This window comes from Afipia sp. DC4300-2b1 (genome assembly GCF_049895725.1).
Classification (GTDB): domain Bacteria; phylum Pseudomonadota; class Alphaproteobacteria; order Rhizobiales; family Xanthobacteraceae; genus Afipia; species Afipia broomeae.
The window spans coordinates 731,673-750,090 of sequence record NZ_JAFCSX010000001.1 but is presented as its reverse complement, the minus strand read 5'-3'; the positions used below and the strand labels follow the sequence as shown (position 1 = coordinate 750,090).

Annotated in this window: 17 protein-coding genes and 1 tRNA gene; 12 read left to right on the top strand and 6 right to left on the bottom strand. The window is 61.2% G+C overall.

Annotation, left to right across the window (positions count from 1 at the left end):
- The first annotated feature begins 32 nt into the window (after positions 1-32).
- On the top strand, positions 33-782 hold the full coding sequence (locus ACP7AL_RS03745; protein WP_425989017.1) for a hypothetical protein: 750 nt from the start codon (positions 33-35) through the stop codon (positions 780-782).
- A gap of 117 nt (positions 783-899) precedes the next feature.
- A complete protein-coding gene (locus ACP7AL_RS03740) occupies positions 900-1,703 on the top strand; it encodes an SDR family NAD(P)-dependent oxidoreductase (RefSeq protein ID WP_425989014.1) in 804 nt (267 codons plus the stop codon).
- 34 nt (positions 1,704-1,737) lie between these two features.
- On the opposite strand, the gene ACP7AL_RS03735 is transcribed toward ACP7AL_RS03740, so the two are convergent.
- Positions 1,738-2,010 carry a GlsB/YeaQ/YmgE family stress response membrane protein gene (locus ACP7AL_RS03735; RefSeq protein WP_425989012.1) on the bottom strand — a complete coding sequence of 91 codons (273 nt, stop codon included), beginning with the start codon at positions 2,008-2,010 and terminating at the stop codon, positions 1,738-1,740.
- A 90-nt stretch (positions 2,011-2,100) separates the two neighbouring features.
- On the bottom strand, positions 2,101-2,703 hold the full coding sequence (locus ACP7AL_RS03730) for a YidB family protein (RefSeq protein ID WP_006022406.1): 603 nt from the start codon (positions 2,701-2,703) through the stop codon (positions 2,101-2,103).
- A 354-nt stretch (positions 2,704-3,057) separates the two neighbouring features.
- Between ACP7AL_RS03730 and ACP7AL_RS03725 the strand changes: the two genes are divergently transcribed.
- Positions 3,058-3,480, top strand: coding sequence for a DUF2177 family protein (locus ACP7AL_RS03725; RefSeq protein WP_425989008.1), 423 nt, complete (start codon positions 3,058-3,060; stop codon positions 3,478-3,480).
- 3 nt (positions 3,481-3,483) lie between these two features.
- On the opposite strand, the gene ACP7AL_RS03720 is transcribed toward ACP7AL_RS03725, so the two are convergent.
- Together ACP7AL_RS03720 and ACP7AL_RS03715 are read right to left on the bottom strand one after the other, a co-directional pair.
- Positions 3,484-4,509, bottom strand: a complete 1,026-nt coding sequence (locus ACP7AL_RS03720; protein WP_425989005.1) for an SAM-dependent methyltransferase — start codon at positions 4,507-4,509, stop codon at positions 3,484-3,486.
- A complete protein-coding gene (locus ACP7AL_RS03715) occupies positions 4,506-5,318 on the bottom strand; it encodes a DUF1295 domain-containing protein (protein WP_425989003.1) in 813 nt (270 codons plus the stop codon). The genes ACP7AL_RS03720 and ACP7AL_RS03715 overlap by 4 nt, the downstream gene beginning before the upstream one ends.
- A gap of 274 nt (positions 5,319-5,592) precedes the next feature.
- Between ACP7AL_RS03715 and ACP7AL_RS03710 the strand changes: the two genes are divergently transcribed.
- The 3 genes from ACP7AL_RS03710 to ACP7AL_RS03700 all read left to right on the top strand — a co-directional run bounded on the left by ACP7AL_RS03710 (position 5,593) and on the right by ACP7AL_RS03700 (position 7,916).
- Entirely contained in the window at positions 5,593-6,939 is a 1,347-nt protein-coding gene (locus tag ACP7AL_RS03710) for an NAD(P)/FAD-dependent oxidoreductase (RefSeq protein ID WP_425989000.1), read from the top strand.
- Positions 6,936-7,721 (top strand): DUF1365 domain-containing protein, encoded by a 786-nt coding sequence (locus ACP7AL_RS03705; protein WP_425988998.1) that lies wholly within the window; start codon positions 6,936-6,938, stop codon positions 7,719-7,721. Before ACP7AL_RS03710 ends, ACP7AL_RS03705 begins: the two co-directional genes overlap by 4 nt.
- A 118-nt stretch (positions 7,722-7,839) precedes the next feature.
- Positions 7,840-7,916, top strand: a tRNA-Arg gene (locus ACP7AL_RS03700).
- Between the two features lie 107 nt (positions 7,917-8,023).
- Here the strand turns inward: ACP7AL_RS03700 and ACP7AL_RS03695 are convergent.
- Entirely contained in the window at positions 8,024-9,004 is a 981-nt protein-coding gene (locus tag ACP7AL_RS03695) for a Bug family tripartite tricarboxylate transporter substrate binding protein (protein ID WP_425988996.1), read from the bottom strand.
- 246 nt (positions 9,005-9,250) lie between these two features.
- On the opposite strand from ACP7AL_RS03695, the gene ACP7AL_RS03690 reads away from it, so the two are divergent.
- The 6 genes from ACP7AL_RS03690 (at position 9,251) to ACP7AL_RS03665 (ending at position 16,255) form a co-directional block, all read left to right on the top strand.
- Positions 9,251-9,946, top strand: a complete 696-nt coding sequence (locus tag ACP7AL_RS03690) for an urease accessory protein (RefSeq protein ID WP_425988993.1) — start codon at positions 9,251-9,253, stop codon at positions 9,944-9,946.
- A gap of 117 nt (positions 9,947-10,063) precedes the next feature.
- On the top strand, positions 10,064-10,825 hold the full coding sequence (locus ACP7AL_RS03685; protein ID WP_425990012.1) for an N-acyl homoserine lactonase family protein: 762 nt from the start codon (positions 10,064-10,066) through the stop codon (positions 10,823-10,825).
- Between the two features lie 110 nt (positions 10,826-10,935).
- Positions 10,936-12,420, top strand: a complete 1,485-nt coding sequence (gene tcuA / locus ACP7AL_RS03680) for an FAD-dependent tricarballylate dehydrogenase TcuA (protein ID WP_425988990.1) — start codon at positions 10,936-10,938, stop codon at positions 12,418-12,420.
- Entirely contained in the window at positions 12,417-13,325 is a 909-nt protein-coding gene (locus ACP7AL_RS03675) for an NAD(P)-dependent oxidoreductase (protein WP_425988988.1), read from the top strand. The genes tcuA and ACP7AL_RS03675 overlap by 4 nt, the downstream gene beginning before the upstream one ends.
- A 110-nt stretch (positions 13,326-13,435) precedes the next feature.
- Positions 13,436-14,308 carry a patatin-like phospholipase family protein gene (locus ACP7AL_RS03670; RefSeq protein ID WP_425988986.1) on the top strand — a complete coding sequence of 291 codons (873 nt, stop codon included), beginning with the start codon at positions 13,436-13,438 and terminating at the stop codon, positions 14,306-14,308.
- A gap of 276 nt (positions 14,309-14,584) precedes the next feature.
- Entirely contained in the window at positions 14,585-16,255 is a 1,671-nt protein-coding gene (locus tag ACP7AL_RS03665; RefSeq protein WP_425988984.1) for an FMN-binding glutamate synthase family protein, read from the top strand.
- Positions 16,256-16,258: 3 nt separating this feature from the next.
- Here the strand turns inward: ACP7AL_RS03665 and ACP7AL_RS03660 are convergent, their stop codons facing one another.
- Positions 16,259-18,271: a carbohydrate porin gene (locus ACP7AL_RS03660; protein WP_425988981.1), complete on the bottom strand. Its 2,013-nt coding sequence runs from the start codon at positions 18,269-18,271 to the stop codon at positions 16,259-16,261.
- Between the last annotated feature and the right edge of the window lie 147 nt (positions 18,272-18,418).

Genomic DNA, 18,418 nt, shown 5'->3' with positions numbered 1-18,418 from the left:
TCACGCTTGGACATCAGAATGGGAATGCGTGAATGACGGATGCGACAAGGCTGCGGCAGATTTGCCTCGTTGTGCCGCATCTTGAACCGGTGGTCGGCGACATCGCCGCGATCATGGGCCTGACCGTCTGTTACCGCGATCCCAATGTTGCGCGCTACGGCCTGGAAAACGCACTTCTTCCGGTCGACACCATCCTGCTTGAAGTCGTGGCGCCGTTTCAGGGTGGCACTGCTGCCGGCCGGTTCATCGACAAGACCGGCGGGCGGGGCGGCTACATGGCGATCCTGTCCTGTGCCGATCCGCGCGAGCGGCAGAAGAATGCCGAAGCCATCGGCGTGCGGACCTCTCACGTGATCGATCGCGCGCCCTATCTCGGGGTTCAGCTTCATCCGCGCGACTGCCGCGCGGCCTTCATCGAGTTCAATCACACCGCGAACAGCGACAACATTCGCGGTCCCTATCCGCCGGCGGGGCCTGACTGGCACACGGCGATCCGCGATGATGTGACCCTTGCGCTGACCGAGGTCACTCTCACCAGCCCCGATCCGCGCGGGCTTGCGGATCACTGGGGCCGCATCATTGGCATTCCGGCCAGCGGCAGCGGGATCGATCTTGTCAATTGCAGCATCAAGGTCGTTGAAGGCGAGAACGAGATCATGAGCGGGCTGACGTTTCGTGTCCGCGATCCCGCCGCGGTGCTGCGTGCGGCACAGGCGCGGGGGCATGCGGTAACGGCAGAGTCGTTCCGCCTCGGCGGCGTTGATTTCCACATCACCGCCTGAGGCTGGCGTTTGCGCATCTGCCATTCCTGCGGTGTGTTGGCCTGAAAATCGCTGTCACGGCCTGAAATTGGTCGTTAGATTGCGCGCGCAAAAATGGTTTTCCAAGAAGGATACGAAATGGCCAAGGATGGATTGTCGGTAATCGTCACGGGTTCTGCTTCGGGCCTCGGCGCGGCGTCCGCGCTGCTGCTGGCGAAGCAGGGCGCGCGCATCGTCATCAACTACGCCTCGAGCCAGAAAGAGGCCGAGCAGACTGCGGATGAATGCCGGAGCGCGGGTGCAGCCGAGGTCGTGGTCGTGCAGGGCGACGTCTCGCGCGACGAGGATTGCAGGAAGATCGCGGCCGCCGCGGCCCCGTGGGGAAGGCTCGATGGCCTGATCAACAATGCCGGCATGACCAAGCATGTCGATCATGGCGATCTCGAGGGACTCTCGGCGGAAGACTTCCAGCGCATCTACGCTGTCAATACCATCGGTCCGTTTCAGATGATCCGCGCGTCGCGCGCTTTGCTGGAGGCCGGCGCGAAGCATTCTGCCCGCACGGCATCTGTCGTGAACATTTCATCGATCGCGGGTGTCGCGGGGATCGGATCGTCGGTCGCCTATGTCGGAAGCAAGGGCGCGCTGAACAGCATCACGCTGTCTCTGTCACGCGCGCTCGCGCCGCTGATCCGCGTCAATGCCGTTTGTCCCGGTTACATCGATACGCCCTGGTTCACCAAGGGGCGAGGTCCCGAACTCGCCGGAAAGATTCGCCAGATGGTGACGGAGCAGTCGCCGCTCCAGATCGCAACAACGGCGGACGATGTGGCCGAGCTCGTTTGCTTCCTTGCCGGTCCAGCGTCACGCAGCATGACCGGAGAGATCGTGCGGATCGATGCTGGCGCACATCTCGGATCGGCCATTCTGCCCAAACGGTGACCGGGCCATCCTGAGCGGAAGATGAAACTTCCGCTCAGACCTTGTTGCCGGGATCGGAGACGATCCCGCGCGCAACCAGCCGGTTCCAGATGAACAACACCACCAGCGCGCCGATGGTGGCGGTGATGAATCCGGCGCCCTGGCCCGGAGCGTAGTGGCCGATCGCCTGACCGACGAAGGTCGCCAGAAACGCGCCGGCGATGCCGAGGACAATCGTCAGAATGAAGCCTGTCGGATTATTCGGGCCGGGTGACAAGAGCCGCGCAAGAAAACCCGCGATCAGTCCGACGATCAGAACATAGAGCATTGCTGGAATCCTTCGTGCTTAAAATTCAAGGAGTCGTTTGCCGGTCAGCGTGGAGCGAGCAAAATCGCTCCACGTCCTTCGTGACGCCGATCAGATCCAGCGCGCTGCTTCTTTTTCTGTCGGCAACCGGCCGTCGGGCGTCAGCTGATTGATGACGTCGGGCAACTGCCTTGCGAGACCCGCAAGCAGTTCGTCGCGTGACAAACCGGTCTGTGAGGTCAGCGTGCTGATCTGATCCGCACCGAGCGCGGAGGCGAGGTCGCCGGGTGAGATCTGCTTGTTGGGGCCGGGGCTGACCCACGAGTTTGCCGTCTCGGCGTGGCCCTTGTCCTGAAACTGCTTGAGCAGATCGTTCAGCCCGCCGCTCAGGACGCTTCCGGCTGCGCCGCCTGCCAGCAGTCCGCCGAGTGCGCCTCCGAGCGGACCTTTCATCAGGTCGCCAAGCGCGCCGCCGAGACCGCCGGTGCTGGCGGTCGTGGTGCCGGGCAATGGGGTTGGTGTCGATGGCGCGGGCGCGCCGGGGGCTGTGCCCTGCTGGCCACCGCTGATGTGTTTGACGGCCTTGTAGGCAAGAAGCGCAAGGATCGCCATGGTCATCGGCGACATCCCGCCGCTGCTTTCACCCGATGCGCTCGGTTCGCTTGGCCCGCGAGGTCCGTTTTGCATGCCGTTGAGAATGTCGAGCAAACCCATCGTTTGTCTCCTGTCGAACGCCCGCCCAGTGCGAAAGACTAGTGTTTCGTCATGACGGTTACAAGGCAGCGAAGCCTGCGCGCGGGTTTGGTATGGAATTGCGAAAGTTTTAGGCGCTCTTGCTGTTCATCCGGGGTTCAGCCATTGCGCCGACCAAAATCTTGGCGTGTCATGCCCGGGCGAGTTCATACCGGACGGCCGGGTTTCGCCGCGCGACGATGCATCACGCCGAACTATGCGGATGGCGGTAGTGCGTTCCGGGCAAAGCCATATCGATCAGGCATCATGTGTGACCGAAACCAGACGGCTCGAAATGCCGTATCTGAACGATGCTGCAAACGCGAAGGTGAATGCATGGTCTATGTTGTGGGATATCTCTGCGCTCTGCTTGTCTTCGGTGCCGCTGACGCTGTCTGGCTCAGCACTATGGGACCGGCTCTCTATAAACCGGTGCTTGGCGATATTCTTTTGGCCGACGTTCGTCTCGGGCCTGCTGTCGCGTTCTACGCGATGTATCCAGTAGGCATCCTGGTATTTGCGGTGCTTCCGGGACTGCGCTCAGGGTCAGTCGGCACCGCTCTGGTGCTGGGTCTGCTATTCGGGGCAATCGCTTATGCAACGTACGATCTGACGAATTATGCCACCCTCCGCAACTGGTCGCTCCAGATCGTGATCGTGGATGTCGTATACGGAGCAATCGCAACCGGCGCAGCGGCAGCGGTGTCTTGCCTGCTCACGCGTCTCGGCAGTTCGTGGCTGGGTTACAGCGCGGGCTAGGCGCTATCCGGCGGGCCGAAGCCGATAATGGCTGACGCCCCATTCCTCGCCGCGGGCATGACCGAACAATCCGGCGGTTGCGAGAAAAAACAACCGCCAGCGTCGTTGCCAGATGTGTGCCTCGGTGCCGTAAACGCGCAGAAGAATATCAAATATCGCGTCAGCGTTCCGGTCATAATTCGCAAGCCAGTCGTTGGCGGTTTTCTCGTATTGCGTCCCGCTCCAGCGCCACTCGGCATCGACTGAAAAGATGTCTGGGAATTGCCGGATCAGCGAATGACCTGGCATGATGCCGCCGGTAAAGAAATGTTGCGCGATCCAGTCGGCGCGGTTGGCGGCGTCGAAGCGATAAGACGCCGAGCGGTGACTGAACACGTGCAGGAAAAGATTTCCGTCGGGCTTCAGGGCTTTTCTCAGCCGTTCCAGAAGCGGCCGCCAGTTAGCCATGTGCTCGAACATCTCGATGGAGACGATGCGGTCGAACTGTCCGGACGGAATAAATTCGTTCATATCGGATGTTATGACTTCGAGATTGGGCAGGCCCTCTTTTCGCGCCTGATCGCAAATATACTGACGCTGTGAGTGCGAGTTCGATACGGATACGACGCGTGACGCGGGATAGTGCCGGGCCATCCAGAGCGAAAGCGATCCCCAGCCGCAGCCCAGTTCAAGAATGCGCTGGCCGTCACGTAGCACGGCATGCTCCGCCGTGACGCCCAGTGCGTTTTCTTCGGCGTCGATGAGCGAACTCGTATCGCTTTCATAGAGGCAGCACGAATACTTTCGCTGCGGCCCGAGGATCAACGCGAAGAACTCCGCCGGAATTTCATAATGCTGGGCGTTCGCGTCGTCGGTATGCACCGCCACAGGGTAGACAGACATGCCGCGCGCAAAATCGGCGTCATCGGTTGGGGCTGCCAAAAGGGATCGCCTTGTTCGCCCGACAAGCTGGCTGATGACTGCTCGGCTCAATGCGTCGGGCCACGGCACGGACTCGCCAATGCGGATGGTCGCTTGTGTCAGGCTCACAGCATCCTCGCGTCATGCCTGGGATATGGAAAGAAGGCAGAGGTCTTCGACTGATAGTCGTGAAATTTCGATCCGTGCCGCCTGAGCATGTGTTCTTCCAGTGGAGGAATGCCGGATACGTGGACCAGCAGCCAGTACATGCAGATGGGGCCGGCAAGAGCGGCAAATCCCCACGGGAAATCTCCGCCGAAGTCGATCGCAAAGAGCGGATAGGCGAGCCAGCCTAGCCATTCAAAGAAGTAATTGGGATGACGTGACCATCCCCACAGGCCGGTATCGCAAATCGAGCCTTTGTTCTCCGGAAGGGCCCGAAAGCGGCGCAATTGTTCGTCGGCGAGAGCTTCGCCGCCAATGGCAACAGCAAAGATCAGGATCGCCGCAATATCCTGCGCGCGTAACCCGGGAGCGGGGTTCGAAGCTGCCAGGAGCATCGAGAACGCCAGGGGAATGCTCACCAGCGCCTGTTTCTGCAGGAGCCAGAACATCTGGCGCCGTGCATCCTGCCCCCAATCCTTTGCGAGCATTGCATATCGGGGATCATCCACAATTTTCGTGGTACGGTGTGCAATATGCAGCCCCAGCCGGAGTGACCAAAGGACAATCAATGATGCAACGATGAGCCTGCGCTCGCTGCCGGTCTGTGACAGCAGGGCGCTGCCACAACCGAGCCCCCCGAGGCCGAACGTCCAGATCATATCGATCCAGCCCGAATTCCCGGATTGTCGCCAGACCAGCCAGGCGCCAGCCATGATGAGGGATAATATGACCGCCAGCGTGCCGAGGGCCGCGACAGCGTTAAGGCCGGTCATTACACGTAACCTCTACTATTCTATGGGCTTTTTGGCGTTGACGGGCTGAAGGTTTTTGGCCTGGAGTTGCCCGTAATGCGGCCGAACGAGTCGGCCCTGCGCTTCTGCGCGGTGCCGTCCCGTTTGCTGAAACCCGCGCTTGCCTCGCGCGTATCACTCTAACAATGCTGTGCACAGCAAACGATACGACCCCCGCCGTGTTTGGTTTCATTCCAAGCGCGAATTTCTCCGGGGTACCTCATCGTTTGCGATAACGGGACGGAAAAATTGCAGGATGGGACGCGATAGTAGCAGGAAAAACATAGCCATCGTCGGGACAGGTGTCGCAGGTATCTCCGCTGCCTGGTTGCTCAGCGAGAGCCATGATGTGACCGTTTACGAGCAGGACCGCCGTATCGGCGGCCACTCCAATACCGTCACCGTAAGGCGAGGGGCAGACGATGTTGCGGTCGATACCGGGTTCATTGTCTACAACGAAGTGACCTATCCCAATCTGACGGCTCTATTCGATCATCTGAACGTCCCGACCCAGGTTTCGGAGATGTCGTTTGCCGTGTCGCTTGCCGACGGCAATCTGGAATATTCCGGCGGGAAGCTCGCAGGCCTGTTCGCCCAGCCGCGCAACGTCCTGCGTCCGCGCTTCTGGTCGATGCTGAACGATCTTCAGCGATTTTACCGTGAGGCACCGCGCGATCTTGTCTTGCTCGATGGAATCCATACAACGCTCGGGGACTATCTTGACGCCGGCCGCTATGGCGCCGCATTCCGAAATGACCATTTGCTGCCCATGGCGGGTGCGATCTGGTCGGCTCCGGCCCACAGCATTCTGGGATATCCCGCAGCATCGTTTATCCGGTTTCATGACAATCATGGATTGCTGAAGATCCGTAACAGGCCTCAATGGCGGACTGTGGTGGGTGGCAGCCGTGTCTATGTCGAAGCCCTGACGCGGCGTTATGCCGATCGCATTCGCCCGTCCACTGGTGTGCGGTCGATCCGGCGATGCGGCGACCGCGTTGAAATTCGGGATAGTGACGGAAACACCGACAGCTTCGATGCTGTCGTGATTGCGGCACATGCGGATCAGGCGCTGTCAATTCTCTCCGACGCCGATGAACAGGAGCGCGGATTGCTCGGCGCTTTCCGCTACAGCGTCAACCGCGCTGTCCTGCATTCCGATCCGGCGCTGATGCCAAAGCGGCGGGTTGCGTGGTCGAGCTGGAACTACATTGGTCGGGCAGATCAGGAAGGGCTCGAGAGCCCGATGGTGACCTACTGGATGAATGCGCTACAGAATATTCCCACCAGCCAGCATTGGTTTGTAACGCTTAACCCTCTGCGCGAGCCTCGTGAAATCTGGCATAGCGAACGTTATGAACATCCTCTGTTCGATTCACATGCGATCAGGGCGCAGCAGCAGCTCTGGTCGTTGCAGGGCAATCGCAATACATGGTTCTGCGGAAGCTACTTCGGTGCGGGCTTTCATGAGGACGCGCTGCAGTCGGGACTCGCCGTGGCCGAAGCGTTGGGACACGTGCGGCGGCCCTGGCGCGTGGAGAATGAATCAGGGCGCATTTTCCTCGGTGCAGGCGCCCGCAACTCCGTCGAGATGGCGGTATGACGATCAATTCGAGGCTCTATGTCGGAGATGTATTTCACCATCGCCTGAGGCCGCGCGTCCATAAACTGCGTTACGGCGCGTTCTGGATGCTGCTCGACCTCGATGAGATAGGTACGATCGCTGGCAGGCTGAAATCCTTCTCCCATAACCGGTTTAATCTGACGAGCTTTTATGACGCCGATCACGGGAACGGCAGCGGTACGGCACTTCGCGTTCAGATCGAGGAGTTGCTGAATGCATCAGGAATGACGGCTGAAATAGGCAGGATTGAACTGCTCTGCATGCCGCGAATCCTCGGTTACGGCTTCAATCCTCTCAGTGTGTACTTCTGTTATCGGCCCGATGCATCGCTGGCCGTCATCATTTATGAAGTCCACAATACGTTCGGTGAGCGGCACAGTTACATCATTCCATGTAAGCAAACGGGCGGCGCGGCTGTCGAACAGCGATGCGCCAAGGCTTTTTTTGTCTCGCCGTTTCTCGACATGGATATGAGTTATGCCTTCCGCGTGGACCTGCCGGCAGAAAAGGTCAAAGTCACCGTTCGAGGCGAAGATCGGCAAGGGCCAATTATCGTTGCGTCGCTTGCCGGATCGAAGCTGCCGTTGAGCGACAGGTCTCTTTTGCACCTGATGATACGTCATCCCATGCTGACGGTTACGGTGATCGCAGCGATCCATTGGCATGCGCTGCGGATGATTTTGAAGGGCTTTCGCCTGCGCCGGCATACCCCTGCGCCACGTCGTCTTGCGACGGTCGTCTCAGGCGCGGATCTATCCTGAGTTTCCCCGAAGGATCTGGCATCGCGTTCAGCCGGGGTAGCGGTCGTGCGCGCCCTCTGATATGGAATTGCGAAAGTTTTAAGCTCTCGCAGTTCATCTTCGGCGAGAGACAGAGACCGGTCCCGTAGCTCAGCCGGATAGAGCGACGGTTTCCTAAACCGTAGGTCGGAAGTTCGAGTCTTCCCGGGATCGCCATTCACCTCGGACAGTCCGGGGACCGTTCATCCGAGATTACCGCGCATGGCCGGTCCAGCACATGCTGAACCGGCGATTGTATGTACGTGTGAAACGCCTTGTGCCGGTCAGTCCAGCTTGACGCCCGCCTCGGTGACCACCTTCTGCCAGCGCACGGTTTCCGCAGCCACCATCGCACCGAACGCCGCGCCCGTGACGTCGGGAACGTCGGAGCCGTTGCGCTCCCACGCCTCCTTGATCGCCGCCGTCTGCATCGCCTTCTGCAGTTCCTTGGTCATGCGTTCGACAACCGCTGGCGGCGTATTCTTCGGTGCGAACACCCCATACCAGGTCGAAACTTCGTAACCCGGCACGCCTGCTTCCGCAGCAGTGGGGACATCAGGGAAGGCCGCGACCCGCTTCGGGGCTGCGACGGCAAGCGCGCGCAACTGCCCGCTGCGGATCTGCGGCGCCGATGAGCCGAGCCCGTCGAACACCAGCGGCACATGGCCGGCGACCAGATCCTGCATCGCGGGTCCGGCACCGCGATAGGGCACATGCTGAATGCGCGTCTTGGTCACGATCTTGAACAATTCGCCAGCGAGGTGATGCGTGGTGCCGGTGCCGGCGGAGCCGTAGTTCAGCTTGTCCGGATTGGCGTGAAGATAGGCGATGAACTCCGGCAGCGTCTTGGCGGCAACCTTGTCAGGATTGACGACGATCACCTGCGGCGGCCGCGCGATCAGCGCCACCGGGACAAAATCCTTTTCAAGATTGTAGTCGAGATTGGGGTAGATCGCCGGGGCGATGGCGTGATGCGCCGCGCCGACAAAGAAGGTGTAGCCGTCGGGCACGGCCTTGGATGCCTGCGAGGCTCCTACGGTTCCACCGGCGCCTGCCCGGTTTTCGATCAACACACGTGTTCCCAGTTGCGTATCGAGCTGGGCGGCGAGCGGGCGGGCGAAGGCATCGGTGCCGCCACCGGCTGCGAACGGCACGACGAAGGTGATCGGCTTCTCCGGCCATGTTTGAGCCCGGGCCTGACCGGCCACGGCGAAAGAGCCCGCCACAAATGCAAATAAAGCGTACCAGCCGAATTTCAGGTTCACGTCAGATCCTCCCGGGATTATTGGATTGCGTCGTCTCTTGGCGACGCTTTGGGTGTCGTTACGCAGCAAAATACCGCTCATGTTCCTGCAATGCGTCTCGCCGGACAACGGGACGTTTCGCCGCTGCCCTTGGCTCCGGGGCGAACGACTCCGCGCAGATTGGCCTGATGTATGAGGATTTATTGACAACATCATACAGTGCGTGCCAGCGTGCACTGCCGGTTCAGAGATGAGATCGCCACACCAATGTTCGGAATTCTGGGCCTCGGCTTTCTTCTTGGCATGCAGCATGCGTTAGAGGCCGATCACATCGCGGCGGTGTCCAGCATCGCGGCCCGGCGATCGAGCGTCACTGACATCGTCAAGCATGGGCTGACCTGGGGGCTCGGTCACACCATCACCCTGTTCATGTTCGCCGGCGCGGCAATTCTGCTCGGCCATGCGATCCCCGAACACCTGGCGCGCCCACTGGAAACCGCCGTCGGCGTCATGCTGGTTGGGCTCGGCGCGCATGTGCTGTGGCGGCTGTGGCGCGACCGGGTGCATTTCCATCGGCATCGGCACGGCGACGGCACTGCGCACCTTCATCTGCACAGCCATGCGGCGGAGTCCGTTCCGCACCAGCGCAGCAGTCACGATCATCACCATGGATTCCGGTGGCGCTCGCTGCTGGTCGGGCTGATGCACGGCATGGCTGGCTCGGCCGCGCTGCTGGTTCTTGTGGTCACGCAACTCGCCAATCCGGTCTACGGCCTGCTTTACGTCCTGCTGTTCGGAATTGGCTCAATGCTCGGGATGGGAGCACTGTCGACGGTGATCGCAGTGCCGCTCGCCGTCTCGGCGCGATGGCTGACTTGGGCCAACCGCGGGCTTCAGGCTGTTGTTGGTGTCGTCACCATCGGGATCGGCGCTATGACGATCTATTCCACGGCGCTGGCGTAGGACTTTCCACGCGTCTTGTCGCGATAGCTGCCGATGTGCAGAGTATCGGCAAAACAACAGCAGACGAGGAACGCCTTGGCCCATCATCACGAAATTTACGCCATCCGTTACGCGACGATGACGGGACGCCAGCCGCATCAGAACTATCTGACCCCGGATGTTCACAACGAAGGCACCGATCTCGATTACTTCGTCTGGCTGATCCGCGGCACGGATGGCGACATCCTGGTCGATACCGGTTTCAATGATGCCGCGGCACGCGAACGGTCGCGCAATCTCACCATCAATCCGGCGAATGCGCTGGAGTTGTTTGGCGTTGCGCCCGGCAGCATCCGCGACGTCGTGATCACGCATCTGCATTACGATCACGCCGGTAATCTCGATCGCTTTCCCAATGCGCGGTTTCACCTGCAGGATCGTGAGATGAGTTTCGCCACCGGCCGGTGCATGTGCCATGGCCTGCTGCGGCATCCGTTTTCCGCTGAGGATGTGACGCTGATGGTGCGCCATGTGTTCAGCGATCGCGTCGTGTTTCATGACGGGGACGAAGAGATCGCGCCGGGCGTGACGTTGCATCATGTCGGCGGACACTCCGATGGTCTCCAGGTGGTGCGCGTCGAGACCGAGCGGGGGCCGGTGGTGCTCGCCTCCGACGCCGCGCACTATTACGGCAACATGCATCGGCGCAATCCATTCCCGATCGTCTACAACGTCGGCGACATGATGGAGGGCTGGAAGACCGTCGAGCGTCTTGCCGGTCATCCCGATCGCGTCATTCCCGGTCACGATCCGATGGTGCGCGAGCTTTACCCGCAGGTGGGCGGCAAGGCCGATGCGGTCGCGCTGCACAAGAATCCGAAAAGGTCGTTCGTCGCCTAGATAGCCCGAAGGTTGAGCGGCTTGAGCCGCCTCGCGAAAGCGAGGTAAGAATTCCAGTCAATAACGAACAATGTTCTGCGTAACAGAACAGAAGCGGCGGCAGGGCGATCATGAGCGAGTATGACGTCGTTGTAGTAGGGGCGGGCAATGCCGCGATGTGCGCGGCGCTGGCGGCCCGCGAGCACGGCGTCAGCGTCGCCGTTCTGGAATGCGCGCCGGAAGGCGAGCATGGCGGTAATTCGAGTTTCACCGCCGGCGCCATGCGCGTCGCCTACAACACGGTGGACGATCTCTATGCACTGATGCCGGATCTCTCCGACAGCGAAAAAGAAAGTACCGATTTCGGCACCTATAGCGAGGATCAGTTCTTCGATGATATGGCGCGCGTGACGCAGAACCGCACCCACCCCGATATGGTCGAACTGCTGGTACGCCGCAGCCACGCCACCATGAACTGGATGCGAACCAAGGGCGTGCGTTTCGTGCCGATCTATGGACGTCAGGCCTTCAAGGTCGACGGCAAGTTCAAGTTCTGGGGCGGGCTGACCGTCGAAGCCTGGGGCGGCGGGCCGGGGCTTGTGGAGGCGTTGCACAAGTCCGCAGCGCGCGAAGGCATTGCGGTGATGTTCGAGACCCGCGCATTGTCACTGATCGCGGACGACAATGGTGTGCAGGGCGTTCGCGTCAGGCAGAACGGCAAGACGCGGGACATCCGCGCCAAGGCCGTGATCCTCGCCAGCGGCGGCTTTCAGGCCAACGCCGAGTGGCGTACGCGTTATCTCGGTCCGTCATGGGATCTCGCCAAGGTGCGCGGCACGCGCTTCAACACCGGCAGCGGAATCCAGATGGCGCTTGATATCGGCGCCCGGCCGACCGGCAACTGGTCCGGCTGTCATGCGGTGGGTTGGGATCGCAATGCGCCCGAGCATGGCGACCTTGCGGTGGGTGATGGCTTCCAGAAGCACTCCTATCCGTTCGGCATCATGGTCAATGCGAAGGGCGAGCGTTTCGTCGACGAGGGCGCGGATTTCCGCAACTACACCTACGCGAAATACGGCCGCGTGATCCTCGATCAGCCGGGTCAGTTCGCCTGGCAGATTTTCGACCAGAAGGTCGCGCATCTGCTGCGCGATGAATACCGGATCCGGCAGGTGACGAAGGTTCAGGCCGATACGCTGGAGGCGTTGTCGACAAAACTCGACGATGTCGATCCGGCAGGCTTCATGCGCACGGTCACCGGCTGGAACAGCGCGGTGAACACCGGTGTGCCGTTCAATCCGAATATCAAGGACGGGCGCGGCACCAAAGGCCTCGCTGTGCCGAAAAGCAACTGGGCCAACACGCTCGACAAACCGCCTTATCTCGCGTTCGCGGTGACGTGCGGCATCACCTTTACTTTCGGCGGCCTGAAGATCACGCAGGCCGGTGAAGTCGTCAGCCTCGATGAGGCGCCGATCCCGAATCTTTATGCTGCCGGTGAACTCGTGGGCGGACTGTTCTATTTCAATTATCCCGGCGGCACCGGACTGATGGCAGGCGCGGTGTTCGGCCGGATCGCAGGCGATTCCGCCGGCAAGCGGGTGAAGGCGTCATGACGTCATCGGCAATGAACGCGATCGGATTTATCGGGCTTGGCGTTATGGGCGAGCCGATCTGCCGCAATCTCTTGAAGAAGAGCGGGAAGCCGCTCGTGGTCTATGATCTCGCGCACGAACCGCTTGCGCGGCTTGGTTCGGACGGCGCACGCGTGGCGGTTTCAGTCGCCGACATCGTGTCACGAGCTGACGTCGTGTTTCTGTGTCTGCCCAGCGCCAGGCACGTCCGCATTGCCTTCGATGGCAGCGCAGGGCTGTTGCAGAATGTCAGGCCGAACCAGATCGTCATCGATCTCGGAACGTCATCGGTCGAACTCACCCGCGACTTTGCAAGGCAGTTTGAGAGCAGGGGAGCGTCGTGGATCGATGCGCCGATCGCCCGGACACGTCAGGCCGCACAGGACGGCACATCGAGCGTGATGGTCGGCGCATCGCCGCAGTTGTTCGATACGGTCGAGCCGCTGATCCGGTGTTTCGCGACCGAAGTGACGCTGTGCGGTGGCACCGGTGCGGGGCAGGTCACCAAAATTCTCAACAACATGGTGCTGTTCGAGACCGTCAACGCGCTTGCGGAAGCGGTCGCAATCGCCAAGCGCAGCGGCGTCGAGCCGAAGCTGCTGCTCGATACATTGTCGAAAGGATCGGCAGACAGCTTCGCGCTGCGCAACCACGGGCTGAAGGCCATCGTGCCGGGCGATTTTCCCCTGCGCGCATTTTCGACGGAGTATGCGCTCAAGGATATGTCCTATGCACTCGAGCTTGCTGCGCAGGGCGGCATCGAGCCGCGCGGCGCTGCGCTGGTCCACGAGATTCTTCAGGAGGCCATCGACGGCGGTTTTGGCGATGCGTACTTTCCCGTCATCGCCAAACTCATTGATCGGGATGGGTCGCTCAGCAAGGAATAAACAAATTGCCTTCTCAATGCACCGCTCGCGGTCCTGACGATCAATGACGCTCGTCGTGAACAAGCGATCTTGATTGCGTGTGCGGCGCACGGATTGGTATAATTCCGGCGATGCACGGCGAGGACGATCACACCCCAACAAAGACTGCTTTCGTTTTCGCGGGCGGCGGAAGCTTTGGCGCGATTCAGGTCGGGATGATGCAGGCGCTCGCAGCGCATGGGGTCACGGCCGATCTCGTGGTCGGGTCAAGCGTGGGCGCGATGAACGGCGCTTACTATGCCGGCGCGCCCACACTGGACGGCGTCAAGAAACTGGCGGAGATCTGGCGGGGGCTGACACGGCAGGATGTGTTTCCGGTCTCGGCGCGTTCGTTCCTCAGCTTTCTGTGGCGGCGGGATTTTCTCATCTCCCACGACGGTGTCCGCAAGCTGATCGAGGATCATCTTCCGTACCAGAAACTGGAAGACTCAATCATTCCGGTTCATATCGTCACCACCGACATCGTGACCGGCGAGACTGTGGTGCTGTCGGAGGGCTCCGCCGCCGAGGCGATTGTGGCCAGCACCGCCATTCCGGGTGCATTCGCACCGGTCAAGCACGAGAACCGTTTTCTGGCCGACGGGGCAATATCGAGCAACACGCCGATCCGGGTTGCGATCCAGAAAGGCGCGAAGCGGCTCGTCATCATGCCGACGGGATTTGCCTGCGCGGGACAGAACCCGCCGGTCGGGGCTGTCGCAACCGCATTGCACGCGCTGACGCTGCTGATCTCGCGGCAGATGACCACCGAGTTGGAGTATCTGGAGTCGACCATCGACTATTGCGTCGTGCCGCCGCTCTGCCCGCTGGTCGGCTCGCCCTATGACTTCACCCGCACAGACGATCATATCGCGCGGGCCATAAAGAGCACCGAGATGTGGATCGCCGATGGCGGGCTTGAGAAGGGCGGCATCCCCGGCGAAATGCGTCCACACCAGCACTGAGCGAGCGCCTGCTATGACGCGGGCCGCGCCATATTGCTTTGCAATATGGCTGCAGGGGCAGAGCCTCCTGCAAACACCAACCCTTACGTGCGCGATATGACAGGGTGACGTCAAACCATCCGCGTGCCCGGCCGGACGGCTGATGTCGAGGTCTCACGCTTTGGTGTATAGTTGCCGTCTGTGGTGGCAGTTTTCGCTGTGCTATCGACCTGCGCAGGGAAACACGCCAACATGCGGGCCGGCGTTGCGCCGTACGAATCTGTTGTCGAGGTTTTTATGCAAAATTTCTCGCTGCTGCTCTCGCCTCGCTTTATCATTCTGACGCTGTGTATTTGCATCACCGCGCTCCTGATCGGCTGCGCGATCTACTACGACTTCAAGCATATTTTTCTGTTTGCCATTCCGATCGCGATTTTCGGGTCGCTGTCGGCGCTCGGCATTCACGACATGCTTCAGAAGAGTCATGCAGTCCTGCGCAACTATCCGATTTCCGCGCATATCCGTTTTCTGCTCGAAGAAATCCGTCCCGAGATGCGGCAGTATTTCTTCGAGAGCGAAAAGGACGGCAAGCCGTTCAGCCGCGACACGCGCGCGGTGGTTTACCAGCGCGCCAAGATGGTGCTCGACAAGCGCCCGTTCGGCACACAGGAAGATGTCTACGCCGAAGGCTATGAATGGATGAACCATTCGGTAGCGCCGAAGCCGCCGACCGACGAACATTTCCGTATCACCATCGGCGGCCCCGACTGCACCAGGCCGTACTCGGCGTCGGTATTCAATATCTCAGCGATGAGCTTCGGTGCGCTCAGTCCCAACGCGGTGCGCGCGCTCAACGCGGGCGCAAAGAAAGGCAACTTCGCGCACGACACCGGCGAGGGCGGAGTGAGCCCCTATCATCGCGAAAACGGCGGCGATCTGATCTGGGAAATCGGCTCGGGATATTTCGGCTGCCGCAATCCTGATGGAACGTTCAATCCCGAACTGTTCGCGAAGGTCGCCAGCGACGATCAGATCAAGATGATCGAACTGAAAGTCAGCCAGGGCGCCAAGCCGGGCCATGGCGGCGTGCTGCCGGCTGCGAAGGTGTCCGAGGAAATCTCTCGCATTCGCGGCGTCCCGGTGGGGGAGGATTGCATTTCGCCGGCCTATCACCGCGCTTTCTCAAACCCGATCGGGATGATGCAGTTCATCGGCGAGATGCGGCGGCTGTCGGGCGGCAAGCCGGTGGGCTTCAAGCTCTGCATCGGTCATCGCTGGGAATTTCTTGCGATCTGCAAGGCCATGGTCAAAACCGGAATCTATCCCGACTTTATTGTGGTCGATGGCAACGAGGGCGGCACCGGCGCGGCGCCGGCCGAGTTCATGGACCATCTCGGGATGCCGATGCGCGAAGGCGTCAGCTTCGTCCATAACGCCCTGATCGGCATCAATGCGCGCGACCGCGTCCGGATCGGCGCTGCCGGAAAGATCGCGACAGGATTCGATCTCGCCCGCGCCATGGCGCTTGGCGCGGACTGGTGCAACTCAGCGCGCGGTTTCATGTTCGCGCTCGGCTGCATCCAGTCGCTGAGCTGTCACACCGATCGCTGTCCGACCGGCGTGACGACGCAGGATCCGACGCGCAGCCGCGCGCTGGTGGTGCCGGACAAGACGACGCGCGTTTATAACTATCACCGCGCCACATTGCATGCGCTGGCGGAACTGATCGCGGCTTCCGGTCTCAGCCATCCGCAGGAGATTCGTCCGATCCACTTCTCGCATCGGATATCGGGAACGGACGTGCTGTCGTTCGCGCGGCTCTATCCGCAGCTCCGTCCTGGCGAACTGCTCGAAGGCAAGGTCGATAATCCGCGCTTCCATGCTTGGGCGTTCGCGCAGGCGGAGTCGTTTGCGCCTCTTCCGGCGCCGCCTGTGTCCGTATCGGCGCCGGTGGCCTTGCGCGGCTGATTTTTAGAACTCGCCGTGCAGGCGTCCTGAGAAGATCGAGACCGGTCCGCGATCCGCGTTGTAGGCGGGGTTCGTGATCAGCTGGTAGTCGGCGGTGAAGGTGAAGGCCTTGTTGAGCGCCAGCGCGTAGTAGGTCTCCAGAATGCGCTCGTTGCTGTAGTTCAACCGGCCGTCGCCGATCAGAAGACCCTTGCCGCCGGCGGCCAGGAAATCGCGGTGTGCGCTCGACAGTCCGTTGATGGCTCCGCCGAGGCCGATGGTGTCGGCCGGCCGTCCCCAGTAACTGCCCTTGATCGAAACGCCGCCGGACACGCTCCGGTCGACATCCGTGAAAGAGAGAATCTCGTTCTGGCCGTCGTTCCAGCTTGCGCGTGCAAAGATGCCGATGTCGGTTGCGACCTGCTGTTCGGCGTTGACGTAGAAGCCGTACTTCGATCGCTCCTTGCGCTCGCCGGGCACGATGTCGTTGATGTCGAGTCCGGGATTCGCCTCGCTGATGCCCAGCGCGTTGCGATAGTTGGCGGTGTTGCCGCGGTTGGCGAACACACCCACGCGCAGTTTGCCCGGCTGACTGAAGATTGTATGGCGCTCTTCAAATTCGACCACTGCGCCGCCGGTTTTGAAGGTGAGAACGTCGCTGTTGGGTTGCGACGGCACCTGGAACAGACCGGCCCTGATCGCCCAGTCCTTGCGGTTGAGTTCGACCACGGCGCCGCGCGTGAAGCCCGGCAGATCGGCCGGGAAGTCATAGGCGGCAGACGCCCACATCGCCCAGTTCATGAAATCGGCACGGGGATCCTTCGCATAGGAATTGCCGTCGAAATAATCGCCGACGGCGAACCGTCCGACCGTGACCGTGACGCGGTCGATATCGCGCTTGCCGGGCAACTGATTGGCGGCGTCGGCCACGTCTTCCTGCTCGCCGCCGAGACCGAAGGTCTGACGGAAGAAATAGCGCTGCGCGCGGAATTTCGGATACTCCGCGCCGCCCTTCTGCGCTTCGCCATTCGAGAAGCCGGCAAGGCCGAGGGTGCTGCCGATGCCGAATCCCTGTGCGATCTCGGGATTGAAGTAAAACTCGCCGCCGTCCCACAGCCGCCAGCCAAGAAATGCGCCGACGGTCCAGGTCTCGCGCGTGCGTCCGGCGCCGGGCAGGCTGTTCGGTCCCTGATAGGGCGCGCGGAAGGACGGATAGCCTTGCGTGATCAGCGTGGTCTGGCCGTGGACGTTCCAGTCGGTTGATTCCGGAAGCGAAGGCGGCTTGATCGCCGAGTTGCCCGCGATCCAGGGCGGCGTGTCCCAGAGCCGGTAGTTCAGTCCGAGCTTGACGGTGTGAACCTGCGGATCGACCCGCACATCGGGCAGCGGCACGTCGCCGAGCCCGTAAGTGCGCGCGCCAAGATCGATGTAGTTGTATTCAACCTTTCCGGACCAGTTGCCGCCCAGCGCGAATTCGACGCCGGCACCGGCAACCCAGCCCAGATGCATGCGCGACTTGTTGCCGACAATCTCGCCGGCCGGATCGTTAAGATCGATGCGCGTGCGTCCCCACGCTGCGCCGCCGGTGACATAGGGCAGCCACGTCCCGAAGGCGTAACCGATGCGGCCCCGCGCCGTGCCGAAGTAATCGAAGGTTGTGTTGAACGGCGCGGGCTCGAGTTTTGGCCGATCGAGCGGACTGGTGAACGAGATGTCGGCCTCAAAGCCGAGCACCCACTTGTTCGCAAGCTGGAAATTGTAGCCCGCCTGATAGCCGCCGATCAGACCGGTGATGCTGTGCGGAAAGAAGATGCCCTGCTGCGGCAGCGGATTGGTGCCGGGTCCAAAGCTACCGCCGCCATAGCCCGCGTGACCTCCGACATAGAGACCGCTCCAGTCGAAAACCGGCGCGGCGCGCAGCGCTTTCAGGGGCAGGGCGGCGTCGGCCGCCCGCGCGACATCAAGCGACGTCGCTCCCAGCGCAAGTCCCGCGACTGCGCTTTTCATCAGGACTATGTGGCGTTTGATCGAGCTCATGAAACGGCCAGCGCGCGGGATCGCATCTGCGGGTTGAGGGACCAGAAAGAACCGGGCTTGCTGGCATTTGGCGGTATTTGCGAATTGTTCTCAAGTGATTGTTTTGCTTGTGAGCAGCCGATCTGTGGGCCGGCCGGAATTCGCCCG